This window comes from Pseudomonas brassicacearum (assembly GCF_003732225.1).
Lineage (GTDB): Bacteria > Pseudomonadota > Gammaproteobacteria > Pseudomonadales > Pseudomonadaceae > Aquipseudomonas > Aquipseudomonas brassicacearum_E.
Window position 1 is genome coordinate 20562 of the sequence record NZ_MOBJ01000007.1, and the last position, 17161, is coordinate 37722.

18 protein-coding genes and 2 tRNA genes are annotated in these 17161 nt (G+C 59.0%); 6 read left to right on the forward strand and 14 right to left on the reverse strand.

From position 1 onward, the window contains the following. Positions 1-90: 90 nt before the first annotated feature. Positions 91-672, forward strand: a complete 582-nt coding sequence (locus tag BK659_RS10045; RefSeq protein ID WP_123424935.1) for a flavin reductase family protein — start codon at positions 91-93, stop codon at positions 670-672. Between the two features lie 6 nt (positions 673-678). Here the strand turns inward: BK659_RS10045 and BK659_RS10050 are convergent, their stop codons facing one another. Both BK659_RS10050 and BK659_RS10055 read right to left on the reverse strand, forming a co-directional pair. Continuing rightward, positions 679-1047: a cupin domain-containing protein gene (locus BK659_RS10050; RefSeq protein WP_071553324.1), complete on the reverse strand. Its 369-nt coding sequence runs from the start codon at positions 1045-1047 to the stop codon at positions 679-681. Between the two features lie 76 nt (positions 1048-1123). Further along, positions 1124-1933, reverse strand: coding sequence for an AraC family transcriptional regulator (locus BK659_RS10055; protein WP_123424936.1), 810 nt, complete (start codon positions 1931-1933; stop codon positions 1124-1126). A gap of 54 nt (positions 1934-1987) precedes the next feature. Here BK659_RS10055 and BK659_RS10060 point away from each other — a divergent pair, with 54 nt between their 5' ends. Together BK659_RS10060 and BK659_RS10065 are read left to right on the forward strand one after the other, a co-directional pair. Next, positions 1988-2278 (forward strand): gamma-glutamylcyclotransferase, encoded by a 291-nt coding sequence (locus tag BK659_RS10060; RefSeq protein ID WP_259740248.1) that lies wholly within the window; start codon positions 1988-1990, stop codon positions 2276-2278. A gap of 95 nt (positions 2279-2373) precedes the next feature. Continuing rightward, positions 2374-2802 (forward strand): TOBE domain-containing protein, encoded by a 429-nt coding sequence (locus tag BK659_RS10065; protein ID WP_123424938.1) that lies wholly within the window; start codon positions 2374-2376, stop codon positions 2800-2802. Positions 2803-2871: 69 nt separating this feature from the next. Here the strand turns inward: BK659_RS10065 and BK659_RS10070 are convergent, their stop codons facing one another. Then, positions 2872-3243: a helix-turn-helix domain-containing protein gene (locus BK659_RS10070; protein WP_123424939.1), complete on the reverse strand. Its 372-nt coding sequence runs from the start codon at positions 3241-3243 to the stop codon at positions 2872-2874. A 3-nt stretch (positions 3244-3246) separates the two neighbouring features. Then, a complete protein-coding gene (locus BK659_RS10075; RefSeq protein ID WP_054595600.1) occupies positions 3247-3549 on the reverse strand; it encodes a type II toxin-antitoxin system HigB family toxin in 303 nt (100 codons plus the stop codon). Positions 3550-3847: 298 nt separating this feature from the next. Between BK659_RS10075 and BK659_RS10080 the strand changes: the two genes are divergently transcribed. Continuing rightward, a complete protein-coding gene (locus tag BK659_RS10080) occupies positions 3848-4681 on the forward strand; it encodes an alpha/beta hydrolase (RefSeq protein ID WP_123424940.1) in 834 nt (277 codons plus the stop codon). Between the two features lie 45 nt (positions 4682-4726). Here BK659_RS10080 and ggt read toward each other — a convergent pair whose 3' ends face one another. Next, complete coding sequence (gene ggt, locus BK659_RS10085) at positions 4727-6553, reverse strand: gamma-glutamyltransferase (RefSeq protein WP_123424941.1); 1827 nt, start codon at positions 6551-6553, stop codon at positions 4727-4729. Positions 6554-6754: 201 nt separating this feature from the next. On the opposite strand from ggt, the gene BK659_RS10090 reads away from it, so the two are divergent. Continuing rightward, entirely contained in the window at positions 6755-7858 is a 1104-nt protein-coding gene (locus tag BK659_RS10090) for a DUF2817 domain-containing protein (protein WP_123424942.1), read from the forward strand. A 123-nt stretch (positions 7859-7981) separates the two neighbouring features. Here the strand turns inward: BK659_RS10090 and BK659_RS10095 are convergent. Together BK659_RS10095 and BK659_RS10100 are read right to left on the reverse strand one after the other, a co-directional pair. Beyond that, a tRNA-Met gene (locus tag BK659_RS10095) sits at positions 7982-8058 on the reverse strand. 116 nt (positions 8059-8174) lie between these two features. Next, on the reverse strand, positions 8175-10232 hold the full coding sequence (locus BK659_RS10100) for a methyl-accepting chemotaxis protein (RefSeq protein ID WP_123424943.1): 2058 nt from the start codon (positions 10230-10232) through the stop codon (positions 8175-8177). Positions 10233-10564: 332 nt separating this feature from the next. Between BK659_RS10100 and BK659_RS10105 the strand changes: the two genes are divergently transcribed. Continuing rightward, positions 10565-11782: an MFS transporter gene (locus tag BK659_RS10105; protein WP_123424944.1), complete on the forward strand. Its 1218-nt coding sequence runs from the start codon at positions 10565-10567 to the stop codon at positions 11780-11782. A gap of 188 nt (positions 11783-11970) precedes the next feature. Here the strand turns inward: BK659_RS10105 and ychF are convergent, their stop codons facing one another. From ychF to lolB, 7 genes are all read right to left on the reverse strand, one after another. After that, on the reverse strand, positions 11971-13071 hold the full coding sequence (gene ychF, locus BK659_RS10110; protein ID WP_123424945.1) for a redox-regulated ATPase YchF: 1101 nt from the start codon (positions 13069-13071) through the stop codon (positions 11971-11973). Between the two features lie 22 nt (positions 13072-13093). Then, positions 13094-13678: an aminoacyl-tRNA hydrolase gene (pth, locus tag BK659_RS10115; RefSeq protein WP_071553333.1), complete on the reverse strand. Its 585-nt coding sequence runs from the start codon at positions 13676-13678 to the stop codon at positions 13094-13096. Positions 13679-13847: 169 nt separating this feature from the next. Next, the gene (locus BK659_RS10120; protein ID WP_123424946.1) at positions 13848-14447 is read right to left on the reverse strand and encodes a 50S ribosomal protein L25/general stress protein Ctc; all 600 of its coding nucleotides are present in this window, start codon (positions 14445-14447) and stop codon (positions 13848-13850) included. Between the two features lie 142 nt (positions 14448-14589). Next, positions 14590-15531, reverse strand: a complete 942-nt coding sequence (locus BK659_RS10125; RefSeq protein ID WP_003171603.1) for a ribose-phosphate pyrophosphokinase — start codon at positions 15529-15531, stop codon at positions 14590-14592. 46 nt (positions 15532-15577) lie between these two features. Next, positions 15578-15652: transfer RNA gene (locus BK659_RS10130), tRNA-Gln, on the reverse strand. 37 nt (positions 15653-15689) lie between these two features. Next, entirely contained in the window at positions 15690-16541 is an 852-nt protein-coding gene (gene ispE, locus BK659_RS10135) for a 4-(cytidine 5'-diphospho)-2-C-methyl-D-erythritol kinase (RefSeq protein WP_123424947.1), read from the reverse strand. Between the two features lies 1 nt (position 16542). Then, entirely contained in the window at positions 16543-17160 is a 618-nt protein-coding gene (gene lolB / locus BK659_RS10140; protein WP_123424948.1) for a lipoprotein insertase outer membrane protein LolB, read from the reverse strand. Between the last annotated feature and the right edge of the window lies 1 nt (position 17161).

The following is a 17161-nucleotide window of genomic DNA, read 5'->3' on the forward strand; positions in this document are numbered from 1 at the left end:
GTTGAGGTGCAGGCTGCTGTTCAGTTTGGTTCTGCACTACGACCGAGGCGATACCGCTACAATTCGCTCTTTTCTCAGGAGCAGACATCCATGAGCGTTTCCCATCGCCGTCCGGTTCCCCTGTCCAAAGCCTACCGTCTGCTCAACCATGGGCCGACCGTGCTGGTCAGTGCGGCCCACGACGGCAAGCGCAATATCATGGCGGCGGCCTGGGCCATGCCGCTGGATTTCGAACCGCCGAAAATCGCCGTGGTGCTCGACAAGTCGACCTGGACTCGCCAATTGCTCGAAGCGTCGGGCAGTTTCGTGCTGAACGTTCCCTGCGCGGCCCAGGCCGATATCGTACAAACTGTCGGCTCGACGTCCGGCCTTGAGCGGGATAAATTCCAGGCCTATGGACTGCAAGCATTTGCTGGTGAACTGCTCGATGCACCGATGCTCGAAGGGTGCGTGGCCTGGCTGGAATGTCGGCTACTGCCCGAGCCGCACAATCATCAGCAGTACGACCTGTTCCTGGCTGAAGTGATTGCCGCCCAGGCGGACGAGCGCGTATTCAGCGATGGACGCTGGCACTTTGAAGGACACGATGCATTGCGCACGCTGCACCATGTTGCCGGTGGGCACTTCCTGAAAATTGGCGATCCGGTGGCCGGCAAAAACCTCGACGATTGAGCCTCCTCAGACCCACAGATCATTCAGCGCCGTACGCTCGCCACCTTCGCTCCCGGTATTGAGCACGCCCTTGGGTTCGATCAGCAGCAGTTTGACTTCCTGTTCGGCAAACGGCTTGTGCTCGATGCCCTTGGGTACCACGTACATTTCGCCTTGGGACACCAGCACCTGGCCATCGCGAAAATCAATGCGCAATTGGCCTTCGAGGACGATAAAAGTCTCGTCTGTGTCCTGATGATCGTGCCAGATGAAATCCCCCAGCAGCTTCACCACCTTGAACTGGTAGTCGTTCATTTCGGCGATGACCCGCGGCGACCAGTGCTCGTTGATCTGCGCAAGCTTGTTGGCAAAACTCAGGCTTTGATACGGCTGCATGGCACGGCTCCCATTGGTGATTGTGAGCCCACGGTAGCCTGCGCGACCCCGCACTTCTTGCACGATTGTGCGTGGCTTACGGGCGGTGCATTTTCAGCCAGCGGGCGGGTGACAAACCGTAGGTTTTGCCAAATTGCCGGGTCATGTGGCTTTGATCGCTGAATCCTGCGATCAGCGCGGCGTTGGTCAGGGACTCACCCTGAATCAGCAACGAGCGCACCAGGTCCAGGCGGCGCATGGTCAGGTAACGATAGGGGCTGGTACCGAACAGCAGGCGAAAATCCCGCGACAGACTCCAACGATCGCGCCCGCTGTACTCGGCCAGTTGATCCAGGGTCACCGTTTGGTCGAGGGCGCTGTGCATGAACGCGCGAGCGCGCTCCGCTGCCAGATAATCAAAGCTCTGGCGATGGGTGTTTGCTCCTGATACCGCGCTCATGGCGTGCGCCAGATCAAACAATGCGTCCTGTTGCTCCAGTGGATCGAGAGGGCGATCGATACTCTGCAGCAGGACCTCAGTCGCAGCGAACAAGCGTGGATCCGTCGAAATACCGGTCCTGATGAAGGGCAGCGGCTGGCCGCCGAGTATCTGCTGGATCAGCGCAGGCTCTACGTAGAGCATCCGGTATTTGAAGCCGTCCTCGGTACCGGCCTCGCCATCGTGGACTTCGTCGGGGTGCAGCACCATGGTCCCGCCCGGCAGGCTATGCCGCCAGCTGCCGCGATACTGAAAACTTTGCACACCGGACAGCGTGTGACCAATAGCGTAGGTGTCGTGACGGTGAAGGTCGTAGCCATGGCCGGAGAAAAACGCCTCGATACGCTCCAGCCCGCCCGAATCGGGGGCTCGCTGGAACCAGTCGGTGAGGATTTTCTGCTTGCCCATGGGGAGCCTTCGTGGCCGGGTGTTCGGTGACGAACACGGTAGCTCAGGTGCGGGCTGGCTGTCGCCAACTTCGGCCGCGAGTTGTCCGGTAGTGCGGACCAGATGCTCGGTTACGAGCAGTCTTGGGTCGAAATTACCGACCCCGAAGTGTTGGCCACCAGCGGCAAGACTCATCATCCGATTTTGCGTCCCGGCGGTGCGGACAATGCGCCAATCCCCGGTACGGTGTTCCGGATCACGCCAGCGGAGTTGGCGGCTGCTGACAGCTATGAAGTCTCGGATTACAAACGGGTCAGCGTGGTGCTGGCGTCCGGGATCGAGGCATGGGTCTATGTGAGTGCATGAATCTGCAAGGCTAGACGCTGCTTGAATGTTCTGAAGTTTTGCCGAATGATGCGAAAAGTTGTATACAAAAAACTATTATTCGAGGCGACAACGTCATGAAAGTCAGTGCGCGTAACGTTTTCAAGGGCACCATCAGTCAGTTGCAGGAAGGTGCGGTCAATGCCGAGGTTTCCCTGACACTGTCCGGCGGCAATCAACTGGTCGCCGTGGTGACCATGGAAAGCGTGAAGAACCTGGGCCTGGCGGTCGGTAAGGAAGCGGTCGCGCTGGTAAAGGCGCCGTGGGTGATGTTGATGACCGAGTCCAGCGATATCCGTCTTTCGGCGCGCAACTGCCTGGAAGGTAAAGTCACCAGCGTCACTGATGGCGCGGTGAATGCCGAAGTGGTGATCCGGCTCGACGGCGGCTCCGAGGTCTATTCGATCGTCACTCGCGAAGCGGTTGCAGAGCTGGGACTGGCTCCTGGCGTTAGCGCCACGGCGGTGATCAAGGCCTCGCACATCATTCTGGGTGTGCCGGCCTGATATCAGTGGAGCCGAGTAGGAAAGCTCAAGCCTGCGTGTTTCGCTTTTTTCGAACGAAACGCGCAATGCTTAAATGCCTCTGACGGGCTTGATCAGGCTCTGCGCCGGAATCCCGAACAACTCATGGAGTTTCCAGATCATGGGTAGCGTCAACGCCCGTTTGCCGTTGAGTACTTCATACACTCTGTTTGTCCGGCCAATGGCTGGTGCCAGGTCAGCAGCAGATAAGCCCGATTGTTCCATGCGAAATTTGATCGCATCTATCGGGTTGGGAAGGTCAACCGGGAACTGCTTCGCTTCGTAGGCCTGAATGAGGGTAATCATGACGTCGAAGTAGTCACCTTCAGGTGTGCCCGGTTCTGGTTCGTTGTCGAATAGTACAGATACTTCCTTGAGGGCTGCACGGTAGTCCTGTTCGGTATGAATCGGACGAATATTCATGGGTTACTCCATTTCAACGGTATCGGCATCGATAGCGTCGTACTGCTGGTGAGTGCCGACAAACTTTATGTATACGGCCCCGAAGCGATAGGCCACGGCGACGACAAGCCGATAAGCGTTGCCCTTGATGTTGAACACCACCCTACGGCTTTTGAGGATGCTGGCACTACCAAAGTTGGCCTTTATATCCGCAGGGCTTGCCCAGTTCGCGTCCTTTGTTTCGTCAATCCAGGCCAGGAATGACTGCTCTGAGTCAGGGTATTTCTCCCAGAATCCTTTCATGTGACTGATAGCGATAATTCTCATGGCACGATCCTAGTCCCGTGCTGGGACTGTTGCAAGTTGATGTAGGTGAATTGCGATGTGCGGGCGGATCGAGTTTGCTGTCCATGTCACTCAATGCCCCGGCACTCAAGCATAGCGACCGCTGTCCGAGCCCTTGGATAGGTCAGGCGCAAATATCATTGCTGGATGTGGCCGTTTACACACCTGTGCTTCGCTATCGGGTAACGGCACGAACAGACTGTCATTTGCGACTACAATCGCGCGCTCGGTGGCAGCAGGCGCGGGTGTCTGTCCTGGCCGAACGTGTCGGAGAGAGCAGATGAAGCGCAAACCAGGTGTCTTGACGATTGCGTTGTTGCTCGGCGCTTTGTTGAGTGGTTGCCAGTCGCCCAGGCAGTCTCTTGAAGCGCTGGCGGCAGGGCAGGGTCAGCAGGTGGAAGTCATTGCAACTCACGCTTATCCGCTGATGCTGAGTACTCCGTTGAAGCGCTCCGATTCCAGCCGGATTCGTCTTTACCTGGAGGGTGACGGCCATGCCTGGGCGACAGCCTCCCAGCCGAGCCTCGACCCCAGCCCACAACAGTTGCTGATGGCCACAATGGCGTTCAGTGATCCGACGCCGAGTCTTTACCTGGCGCGCCCTTGTCAGTTCGTCAGCGCGCCTGGGTGCGTGCCGGCACTGTGGACCGAGCGACGCTTTTCTCCCGAGGTGGTGGACAGTCTCGATCAGGCTTTGGATCAGATCAAAAGCCGCTACGGCAATCAGGACTTTGAACTGATCGGTTATTCCGGCGGTGCCGCGTTGGCCTTGCTGTTGGCGGCTCGCCGTGACGATATTGCTCAGGTGCAAACCCTGGCCGGCAATCTCAGCCCCAGGTTGTGGACCGAACGGCTGCACCTCAGCCCGCTCAAGGGCTCGCTGGAGCCTTTGGATAACCCCGCGCGTCTGGCTCATGTACGGCAACGGCATTTGGTCGGGGCTGACGATCCCATCGTCCCGCCGGCTCTGCTCGACAGTTATCGTCGAGCACTGGGGCAGGCTGATTGCCTTGAAGTGGTGGTCTTGCCGGGCGTGTCCCATGCCGAGGGGCTGGACAAGGCGTGGGCCGACTGGCGGGATCGGCCGATCCAGTGCGCTGGCGCCAGACAATAAAAAGGGCTTGCCTCGCGGTAAGCCCTTGGTCATTTCCAGTTCCGATCAATCCCCCAGCGCTTCTCCTTCACGCCGTGGATCGGCGCCACCGGCCAATGAGGCTTTGCCCTGCGCATCCCGCACTCGCACGATGGCCTGGGTGCCGCTGGTCATGTCGATTTCGTTGACCGCGTGCCCTTTGTCCTTGAGGGCCTGGATCAGCGCCGGGCTGAACTGGCCTTGTTCCAGTTCGGTCGGGCCGTTGCGGCTGCCGAAGTTGGGCAGGCTGATGGCGGCTTGCGGGTCGAGGTTCCAGTCGAGCATGCCGATCACCGATTTGGCGACGTACTCGATAATTTGCGAACCGCCGGGCGAGCCGACCGTCGCGACCAGTTCACCGCTCTGACGATCGAAGATCAGCGTCGGAGCCATGGACGAGCGCGGGCGTTTGCCGGGTTCGACACGGTTGGCCACCAGTTGGCCGTTTTCTTCGGGAATGAACGAGAAGTCGGTCATCTGATTGTTGAGCATGAAGCCCTGCACCATCAGGTGCGAGCCGAAGGCGGCTTCCACGGTGGTGGTCATCGACACGGCGCCGCCCTGATCGTCGATCGCGACCACTTGCGAGGTGGAGATCCGCAGTGGCGAGCGGTCAGGAGCGTAGGCCACTTGAATGCCCGGTGGCGTGCCGGGTTTGGCGCTGCCCATGCTGCGATCGCTGATCAACGTTGCGCGGCTGGCCAGGTAGGCGGGGGAGACCAGACCTGCGACCGGGACGGGTACGAAGTCTGAGTCGGCGACGTACTGTGCGCGGTCGGCGTATGCCAGGCGCTCGGCCTCGGCGATCAGGTGCACGGCTTCAGGCGCAGGTTCGATACCTGCCGGTTTCAGTCGTGCCAGAGCGAAGCGACTGTCGTAGCTTTCGAGTGCCTGCAAGGTGCCGAGAATCTGCGCAATAGCGATCCCGCCCGATGATGGCGGTGGCATGCCGCACACTTGCCAGCGCTTGTAGTCGGTGCACAGCGGAGCACGCTCTTTGGCGCTGTAGCCTTTGAGGTCGTTCAACGACAGGCTGCCGGGGTTGGCATGGCCTTGAACCTTGGCGACGATTTCCTGCGCAATCGGGCCTTGATACAGCGCACTCGGTCCTTCTGCGGCAATACGTTTGAGGACGTTGGCCAGTGCCGGGTTTTTCAGCAGCGTACCTACGGCTTTCGGGCTGCCATCGGCATTCAGGAAGTACGCAGCCATGTCCGGCGAGCGCGGCAGGAACGGATCGGAGGTGATCATCGTGTGCAGACGCGGCGAGATCGCAAAGCCCTTTTCCGCCAAGGCAATGGCCGGTTCGAACAACTTCGCCCATGGCAGGCGGCCGTGCTTGCGATGGGCCAGTTCCAGTGCGCGCAACACACCCGGTGTGGCAACCGACCGACCACCAATCTGCGCATCGGTGAATGGCATGGGTTTACCGTCGGCTTGCAGGAAGAGCTTTTCAGTCGCACCGGCGGGGGCGGTTTCACGGCCGTCGTAGGTGCGCACAGCCTTGCCGTCCCAAAGCACGATCAACGCGCCGCCACCGATCCCCGAGGATTGCGGTTCAACCAGCGTCAACACGGCTTGCATGGCGATGGCGGCGTCGATCGCCGAACCGCCCTGACGCAGCATTTCCCGTCCTGCTGCGGCTGCCAGCGGGTTGGCGGCTGCGGCCATGTGTTTGGAGGCGTATTGGGTATGCAGGTCGGTGCGATACCCCGAGGCGATTTCCGGGGCCACCGGCAAAGCGCTGACGGACGGCGAAGAGGGCGGGGCGTTGCAGGCAGCGAGGGTCAGCGCGGTGGCTATCAGCGACAGGGCAGTCAGGCGGTAGCGATTCAAATGGAAGGCTGGGAACACGTGGGGCACTCCGTCCGTGGGATAAAAGATCAGCGGACTGTATCGGCCGCAGGCGTCAGCTGCAACGCTGGTCTTGTGCGTATTGATCGATGGATGGGTGCCTTTTTCCTTCTTCAGCGCAGGGTTTTTCTGTAGGGTCGGGGGGGCGAGATCTTCACCAATAACAAGTCAATAACAAGTTAATAACAACAAGAGGCCGACATGCAGACCGAGTTCCCAACGCAGCCAAGTTACCGTTCGCAGCGCGAACAATTCCTGGCGGCTGCAACCGCAGCCGGTGCGACGTTGACCGAATACCCGCATCCGCTCAAGGGGCCGTTTGGCGAATCCCTGAGCACTGATGTGGCGGTGCTCGGCGATCCCGGCGCAAAGCGTCTGCTGGTGATGTTGAGCGGCACCCACGGGGTTGAGGGCTTCTATGGTTCGGAGTGCCAGATCAACTGGCTGAACGAGTTCGGCAAACGCCCACTGCCCGCCGACGTCGCGGTGGTGATGATCCACTTGATCAACCCTTGGGGTACGGCGTGGCTGCGTCGCGTCAACGAAGACAACATAGACCTGAACCGCAACCACCTGAACTTCGATCGCCCGCTGCCCGACAATCAGGCCTATGCGGCGTTGCACGAGATTTATGCCTTCTCCCGGTTGCAGGGCCTGGAGCGTGATCGCGCCGATGCCTTGCTCGCCGCGCAGTTACGCGAGCATGGCTGGCCGGCAGTGATGTCGATTGTCGAGGGCGGCCAGCACAGTCATCCCGACGGTCTGTTTTACGGTGGGCTGGCACCGAGCTGGTCGAACCGGACCTTGCATCGGATCATTGCGGCGCATCTCTCTCAGGCCGAGGTCGCGATGTGTTTCGACCTGCACTCCGGCGCGGGGGAGTACGGCCATCCGATGCTGCTGACCGTTACCCAGGAGGCCTACCCGGCACTGGAACAGGCACAGGCCCTTTACGGTCCGTGGCTCTACACCATACAGACCGGCGCGCAGACCCAGAGCGAAACCGGGATTGCTGCCACAGCCACCGGCTATACCTCACAAGCGCTGCTCGATGCGCTGCCGCAGGTGCGCCTGATGCCGTTTGTCATCGAGTGCGGTACCTACCCGGGAGAAGCGGTGCATGCTCATCTGCGTGACGATCACTGGCTGCACCTGCACGGCAATCCGAGTGATGCCGTGGGGCGCGAGATCAAGCTGAATCTTGTTGAGCAGTTCTATCCCGCCGACAGTGACTGGCAGGAAATGGTCTGGGTTCGTACCCGGCAGATATGGGAAAAGGCGTTGTCGGCATTGCCCACGATATAGTCGAACGCCTCGGCGCTTGATGAACGCTGCGGCTCACATTGCGATGTGAGCCGTCGGTGGGGAGGGGGCTTTTCTTCAGGCATAAAAAAACGGCCTACCTTTCGGTAAGCCGTTTTTAGTACTTGGTGGCTACACAGGGACTTGAACCCCGGACCCCAGCATTATGAATGCTATGCTCTAACCAACTGAGCTATGTAGCCAAGTGGCGCGCATTATTGGCTCGTAACGATGATGTGTCAAGCGTAAATCTAAAATATTTCTCTACGCTTTCAACCGCTTATCGACCTGACCCACAAAAACGGATGAGTTTGCCGCTTCAACCCAGCTGAAACCGCCCGGTATTCTCGCTCAAAGCCTTGCTGCCCGAACTCAAGGTGTCCGCCGCGAGGTTCACCGCCCGTGCGCCTTCGAGCAGGCGCACGGCGGCCTGATCGACTTGCTGGATGTTGCCGCTGACCTCATCGGCCGTGCTGGCTTGCTCTTCTACCGCAGTAGCGATCTGCGCCAGGGTATCGGTGACGCTTTGCACCGCGCTGGCGATTTCCCCCAAGCGTTCGCCGAGACCGGTTACCGCTTGCGCGTCGGTGTGTGCCTGGCCGCAGGCGGCTTCCATCAGGCTCACGGCTTCGTTGACGGTGCTGCGCAGGCTGTCGACGGTGCCGGCGATCTGCGCGGTGGAAGATTGGGTGCGCTGCGACAGGCTGCGCACTTCATCGGCGACTACCGCAAAGCCTCGGCCTTGTTCGCCGGCACGGGCCGCTTCGATAGCGGCATTGAGTGCCAGCAGGTTGGTCTGCTCGGCCACGCCGCGAATGGTGTCCACCACCAGTTGAATCTGCTGCCCTTGTTCGCTGACCCGGCCTAACGCTGCGGCGGTGTCGTTCAGGCGCTGGTTGAGCTGCTGAATGCTCGCAGTGGTGCGTTGGCTGTCACGACTGCTCTCGGCGGCAATGCGCTGGGTCTGCTGAGCGCTGCCTGAGGCCTGTTCGCAACTCTGGGCGACGCCTTGCGAGGTTGCGGCCAGTTGCGTGGCGGCAGCGGCGATCTGGCTGATCTGCAACTGTTGAGCTTCGACTTCGCCCAGTGCCCCGCTGGCGTGAGTATTGAGGGCTCGCACCGCGTTACTCAGTTGCAGGGTTTCGTGATCGACCCCGAGCAGGCTGGTGCGCAGTTGCACCACCGCAACGTTGAGCGCGGTGCTGATCGCCGCCAGCTCATCGCGACCATGCACCGGCACTTGCAGGCTCAGGTTGCCATCGCGCAGGGCTTCGGCGAGCAGCGTGATGCCGCTGGCGCTGCGGCGGATCGAGGCTTGCAAGCAGATGAACAAATACAGCGCGGCCAGCAGCAGGCAACCGAGGATGCTCGCTACCAGGATGAACTGGCGAATGGCTGAGCCGTGGTAGTAGTCCAGGCGCTGATCCAGTGATACCAGCGATTGCTGACGCAGCGAGGCGAGGTCAGTGAGGAGGGCGTCGAGGTTGCGCTCGAAGTCTTCCGGTTTGAGCGTGATGCTGGCGCCGAACATGCCGTCATCCAGCCCTTTCAATCCGGCGTCCAGATGCTTGAGGCTGTCGTGGTATTGCCCGGCCCAGGCCTGCAACGCACTTGGCAGCCGTGCTTCGAGCAGGCTGCCAGTCTTGATCAGTTGCTCGCGAGCGTCGCCAATGCGGCCGCGCAGGTCGCGCAATTGCAAGCGGCTTTGCAGCGAGAATTGTCCGGACACCACCGACGCCTGGCCGATGCTGGCGAGGCGCCCGACCCGTTCGATCAGGTCCGGCGCGTGCTGGGTCGAGATCTGCGTCAGCAAGTACGTTTCCAGCCACGGCGCCAGTGTCAGGCGGTTGTCCATGGCAATCTGTTCGCGCAGTGCTTGCAGCGCACTGAGGGCCGCAGTGAAGCGTTCATAGCCATCCGGCCACCAACCGACGCTGCTCAGGCTTTTCGAGTCCAGACCATTGAGCGCGGTTTGCAGGGTCTGATAGCGACTGAGGGTATCGGCCTCGGCCCCCTCGGTTGTCAGTGAATGGCCCAGATCATTGACGGCTTGATTCAGCGCAGGCTGCACTGCATCGAACGCCGCCATTGCAGCGACGGTGGCCGGTGTTGGCTGGCGATTGGTTTCGGTGGCGCGCCAGCGGGCGGCGCGGTCACGTTGGGCGGCGAGCAAGTTGTCCAGCGCATCGAGGGCTATCAACTGGCGCACGCCGGCACGCTCGCCTGCGATCAGGCTGAGCTTGTCGCGGTAATCCTGGCCAATCATCCACAGGCTGCCCGCCAGCGGCAGGATAAACAGCAGAAACAACAACTGAAACTTGCGGGCGAAACCGAAACGCCCAAGCAGTCCAATCCCCGGTGCCAGAAAAGCCTGCATGCCCGACTACTCCTCTGGGCACCACGCACCATTGGCGTGCGGTCGCGGCCTTGTGACCGCTACCCGTGCCCTCATAAAAGGCCTCGAAAGTTCACTTTGGCAGGTCTGATAGGACCGGCGCTGTGGTGAAACTTCCCATTCTCGATCCCCTTTGTAAGGGGCCGCGTTGAAGCGGATAAGCAAGGCAAGATTCAGACCATGGCTTTGCGCTATCACTTAAACGTCGACAATTTAAAAGTCGTTAGCAGGCTAAGGGGATGGCGTTGCTGCACTGAAAAATGGCACATTGACGCACCTGCAAGTGCGCACCCATCCGCGGTATGGAAACTCTCATGGCTACCAGTAACACTCAAACTGCCGCATCGCCGGCACTCGCGACTTCGCAAAGCAGCCCATTGGTCATGCGAATCATCGGCGCGGTGGCGCTGGCGCATTTGATCAACGACCTGATTCAGTCGGTGCTGCCGTCGATCTATCCGATGCTCAAGGCCAATTACGGGCTGACCTTCACCCAGGTTGGCCTGATCACCTTGACCTTTCAGCTCACGGCATCGCTGTTGCAGCCGTGGGTCGGTTACTACACCGATCGCCATCCCAAGCCGTATCTGCTGCCAGCGGGGATGATCTGCACCTTGACCGGCATTCTGATGATGTCCCAGGTCGGCAGCTTTCCGCTGATTCTGTTGGCGGCGGGGTTGATCGGCATCGGCTCCTCGACCTTTCACCCGGAAGCTTCTCGTGTCGCGCGGTTGGCCTCGGGCGGGCGTTTTGGGTTGGCGCAGTCGACCTTCCAGGTCGGTGGTAACGCCGGTTCAGCGTTCGGGCCGTTGCTGGCGGCGGCGATCATCATTCCGTTCGGCCAGGGCAACGTCGCCTGGTTCGGCTTGTTCGCAGTGTTTGCGTTGGTGGTGCTGTATGGCATCAGCCGTTGGTACGCCAACCACTTGAGCCTGTTCAAGCTCAAGCAAGGCCAGGCGGCAACTCACGGGTTGTCGAAGGGCAGGGTGATCAGTGCCTTGGTGGTACTCGGATTGCTGGTGTTCTCCAAGTATTTCTACATGGCCAGCTTCACCAGTTATTTCACCTTCTACCTGATCGAGAAGTTCGACCTGTCGGTGGCCAGTTCGCAACTGCACCTGTTCCTGTTTCTTGGGGCGGTAGCGGCGGGGACCTTCTTCGGTGGGCCGATTGGCGACAAGATCGGCCGTAAGGCGGTGATCTGGTTCTCGATCCTTGGTGTTGCACCGTTCACCTTGATCCTGCCTCACGTCGACCTGTTCTGGACCAGCATCTTGAGCGTGGTGATTGGTTTCATTCTGGCCTCGGCGTTCTCGGCCATTGTGGTCTACGCGCAGGAACTGGTGCCGGGCAATGTCGGCATGATCGCCGGAGTGTTCTTCGGTCTGATGTTCGGTTTTGGCGGGATTGGCGCGGCGCTGCTGGGGCATCTGGCGGACATTCACGGCATTGAATACGTGTACAGGCTGTGTTCGTTCTTGCCGTTGTTCGGGGTGCTGGCGATCTTCCTGCCGAGAACCAAAAAGATCTGACTCACCACAAATCCCCTTGTGGGAGCGAGCTTGCTCGCGATGACGGTTGAACATTCAACGATGATGTTGATTGAATGACCGCTATCGCGAGCAAGCTCGCTCCCACAGTTGTTCGGTGGTGTGGCGGATGAGTATTTCAGGTACAAAAAAAGCCGCGTATAAACGCGGCTTTTTCTTGAGCGTGTGTTTTACACGTTGAAGCGGAAGTGCATCACGTCGCCGTCTTTGACGATGTATTCCTTGCCTTCCAGGCGCCATTTACCGGCTTCTTTGGTACCGGCTTCGCCCTTGTACTGGATGAAGTCGTTGTAGGCGATGACTTCGGCGCGGATGAAGCCCTTCTCAAAGTCGGTGTGGATCACGCCAGCGGCTTGTGGTGCGGTGGCACCGACGCGGACGGTCCAGGCGCGGACTTCTTCAACACCGGCGGTGAAGTAGGTCTGCAGGTGCAGCATTTCGTAGCCGGCGCGGATCACGCGGTTCAGGCCAGGTTCTTCCAGACCCAGGGCCTCGAGGAACATGTCTTTCTCTTCGCCGTCTTCCAGTTCGGCGATTTCGGCTTCGATCTTGTTGCAGACCGGCACGACCATTGCGCCTTCTTCTTCGGCGATGGCTTTGACGATGTCCAGCAGCGGGTTGTTTTCGAAGCCGTCTTCAGCAACGTTGGCGATGTACATGACCGGTTTGGTGGTCAGCAGGTGGAAACCACGGATCACCGCTTTGTCGTCGGCGCCCATGTTCTTCATCAGCGTGCGCGCTGGCTTGCCGAGGGTGAAGTGAGCGATCAACTGCTCCAGCAGGCCTTTCTGGACCACTGCGTCCTTGTCACCACCCTTGGCGTTGCGAGCGACTTTCTGCAGTTGCTTCTCGCAGCTGTCGAGGTCGGCGAAGATCAGTTCGAGGTCGATGATCTCGATGTCGCGTTTCGGGTCGACGCTGTTGGAGACGTGAATCACGTTCTCGTCTTCGAAGCAGCGGACCACGTGAGCGATGGCATCGGTTTCGCGGATGTTGGCCAGGAATTTGTTACCCAGGCCTTCACCTTTCGAGGCGCCGGCAACCAGGCCAGCGATGTCGACGAATTCCATGGTGGTCGGCAGGATGCGCTTTGGATTGACGATGGCCGCGAGGGCGTCCAGACGCTTGTCCGGCATCGGCACGATACCGGTATTCGGTTCGATGGTGCAGAAGGGGAAGTTCTCGGCCGCGATACCGGATTTGGTCAGGGCGTTGAACAGGGTGGACTTGCCGACGTTAGGCAGGCCGACGATGCCGCAATTGAATCCCATGGTGTTTCCCCTTGGATAAGAGTCAGGCCTTCTGGCTGTGCAGGTTTTTCATCGCGCGGTTCCATTCACCGGCGAAGATATCCGGCAGCACGCCGAGGGCAAAGTCGATGCTGGCATCGAGTTTTTCCTGTTCGGCGCGAGGCGCACGACCCAGGACAAAGTTTGAAACCATACTGGCAACGCCTGGGTGGCCAATGCCGAGCCGCAAGCGGTGAAAGGTATTCTGGTTGCCCAGTTGCGCGATGATGTCGCGCAACCCGTTGTGACCGCCATGCCCGCCGCCCTGTTTGAGCTTGGCAACGCCGGGTGGCAAGTCGAGTTCGTCGTGCGCTACGAGTATTTCTTCCGGCTTGATGCGGAAAAAACCGGCAAGAGCCGCCACGGCCTGGCCGCTACGGTTCATGTAGGTAGTAGGAATCAGCAGACGAACATCCTGACCTTGATGCGAGAAGCGCCCGGTCAGGCCGAAATATTTGCGATCGGCCACAAGGTTGACGCCTTGTGCCTGCGCGATGCGCTCAACAAAAAGGGCCCCTGCGTTATGCCGGGTCTGTTCGTATTCGGCGCCTGGATTTCCCAGGCCAACGATCAGTTTTATGGCAGTCACGTCAGGGGCCCTTCTTTGGAGTGGTGGATAACATCGCTGCAATAGGTGTGTGCGGCGAAAGTGGACGAAAAATGCTCATTTACCATTATGTAAACTCCGCGTTCCCGCCCGCTTTCTCGCTACGTTCCAGTCCGCGATGTTACTGGCTCACTCCGGCGTACAGAGTGAATTACTCTGCAGCGCCTTCTGCAGCTTCTGGAGCAACACGTGGAGCGTGAACGTTGGCAACAGCCAGGTCGTTACCGTGAGCCAGAGCAACAAATTCAACGCCTTTAGGGGCCTTGATGTCGGACAGGTGAACGATCGAACCGATTTCGGCGTTAGCCAGGTCGACTTCGATGAATTCAGGCAGGTCTTTTGGCAGGCAGGAAACTTCAACTTCAGCAACAACGTGCGAAATTTCGCCGCCTTTTTTCACTGCAGCAGCTTCGTTGACGAAGTGCACAGGAACGTGAGCGGACAGTTTCTGACCAGCAACAACGCGTACGAAGTCAGCGTGCATCACGTGGCCTTTGGCCGGGTGACGCTGCAGAGCTTTGATGATTACGTTTTGCTTGGTGCCGCCAACGTTCAGCTCGATGATGTGGCTGTAAGCCGCTTCGTTTTCGAGCAGTTTGGCAACTTCTTTGGCCAGCATGCTGATGGATTCAGGGGCTTTTTCGCCACCGTAAACTACAGCTGGAACCAGGCTTGCGAGACGACGCAGGCGGCGGCTCGCACCTTTCCCCAGGTCGGAACGCACTTCAGCATTCAGAGTAAAATCGTTCATGTTGTATCTCCAAAATAACCACATTCGCCCCAGCGTTTGCGACCAGCGCTAAAGGCGATATGGGCAAAAAAGCCCCGCCCCGACAGGTTATGCCGGGGCGGGGCGCTTTTCGTCATCGAGATGTATCCGAAGGGCAGGGCCCTTAGCGGAACATCGCGCTGATCGATTCTTCGTTGCTGATGCGGCGAACCGCTTCGGCAACTACCGGTGCGATATCCAGTTGACGGATACGTGCACAGGCTTGTGCTGCAGCGGACAGCGGGATGGTGTTAGTCACCACCAGCTCGTCCAGCACGGAATTTTCAATGTTCTCGATGGCCCGACCCGACAGCACAGGGTGTGTGCAGTAGGCAAAGACTTTGGCAGCGCCATGCTCTTTCAAGGCTTTAGCCGCATGGCACAGGGTGCCGGCGGTATCGACCATGTCGTCAACCAGAATACAGGTACGCCCTTCGACATCACCGATGATATGCATCACTTCAGAGTGATTGGCTTTCTCACGGCGCTTGTCGATGATCCCGAGATCCACGCCCAGGGATTTGGCAACAGCACGTGCACGCACGACGCCGCCAATGTCCGGGGACACGATCATCAGGTTTTCGAAGCGTTGGTCTTCGATGTCATCCACCAGTACTGGGGAGCCGTAGATGTTATCTACCGGAATATCGAAGAAACCCTGGATCTGGTCAGCATGCAAATCAACCGTGAGAACACGATCGATGCCGACTACGGTAAGCATGTCAGCGACGACTTTCGCGCTGATAGCCACACGTGCGGAACGCGGACGGCGATCCTGACGGGCATAACCAAAGTAGGGGATCACCGCAGTGATTCGAGTTGCTGAGGAACGACGGAAGGCATCAGCCATCACGACGAGTTCCATCAGGTTATCGTTGGTCGGAGCGCAAGTCGGCTGAATAATGAAGACGTCTTTACCGCGGACGTTTTCATTGATCTCGGCAGTGATCTCGCCGTCGGAGAACTTACCGACAGAAATGTCACCGAGAGGGATATGCAGCTGACGTACGACACGCCGAGCCAGATCGGGGTTAGCGTTCCCCGTAAAGACCATCATCTTGGACACGCGCAGTACCTGAAGGCTGAGGGTAACCTGGATGAGTATAGGAAAATGGCAGGGGCGGCTGGATTCGAACCAACGCATGGCAGGATCAAAACCTGCTGCCTTACCGCTTGGCGACGCCCCTGTATCTGTTGCAACGAGTACCCAGTACCCGGTTCCTTTTAGAGCAGACCTTGCAGCTTGCGATGCAACATCGAAACGTTGCTTCCCTTTGCTACAAACCCTGTAAGGGTCTCTGTAAGAAGGGCCGAGACTTTATCAGCTTCAGCTTTGCTTGGGAAGCCCCCAAACACACAACTTCCAGTTCCGGTGAGTTTTGCTTCGGTAAATTTACCTAACAAATTCAAAGCGTTACGTACATCTGGATAACGCCTTGTTACCACCGGTAAGCAGTCATTCCGACTGTTTCCCTTGGGAACGGGGCGCACTTTAATGGGAGAAGAGTTACGTGTCAACAGCGGATCTGAAAAAATTTCTGCTGTACTTACAGATACTTGCGGCACAAGCACGACATACCACGGTTCTTCGGGGTCTACAGGGGTGAGCTTTTCCCCCACGCCCTCGGCGAAAGCCGCGTGCCCACGCACGAAAACCGGAACGTCCGCGCCCAGCGTCAGGCCCAAGGCGGCCAGTCGATCCTCGTCCCAACCCAGCTGCCAGAGATGATTGAGGCCCAGCAAAGTGGTGGCCGCATTCGAACTACCGCCACCGATTCCACCGCCCATGGGCAGGATTTTTTCGATCCAGATATCAATCCCCAGCGAACAACCGGATTGCTCCTGAAGTTTTTTGGCGGCTTTGACGATCAGGTTGCTGTCGTGAGGGACGCCTTCGAACTCGGTGTGCAAACGAATGACACCGTCATCGCGTACGGCGAAGGTGATTTCGTCACCGTAATCGAGAAATTGAAACAGCGTCTGCAACTCGTGGTAGCCGTCTTCACGGCGACCCAAAATATGCAGCATCAAATTGAGTTTTGCCGGCGAGGGCAGGGTCAGGCGAGTGGCAGGCATGTCATTGCCCCAATTTGCGTGGTTGCCAGTCCTTGATCACCAACGTGACATCAAGGTCGGTGCCGTGCAGTTTGATCCGCTCGGGCAGCCAGTAACCGTTTTGTTGGATGTAGCTGAGGTATTCGACTTGCCAGCCATCCTGCTCGAGATTGGCCAGTCGACTGTCGGCATCCAGGTTCAGGCGGCTTTTGCTGTCAGGTGCGGGCAAGCCGCGAACCCACCAGACCAAATGCGAAACCGGCAGCTTCCAGCCCAGCTGTTCTTCGAGCAGGGCTTCAGGCGTTGTCGCGTCAAAGCGCCCTTGATTGGCGACTTCCAGCGATACCTGGCCGGGGCGACCGGTCAAGCGTGCTGCGCCGCGACCCAGCGGGCCGGACAGGCGAATATCGTAATAGTCCTGTCGTTGCAGCCAGAACAAGGTACCGCTGCCGGAGTCTTTCGGGGCCCGGATGCCGACCTTGCCATTGATTTGCCAGCCATCCAGGCCCGTCAATTGCTGTTTGTGTTCGCGCCATTGCGCGGGGTTGCCGTGACCCTCGACGGATTCGCGGGCGCCAAAGCCCGCACAACCGGCGAGCAGGGCGATGAAGCTGAAAACAATGATGTGGCGCAAAAACATG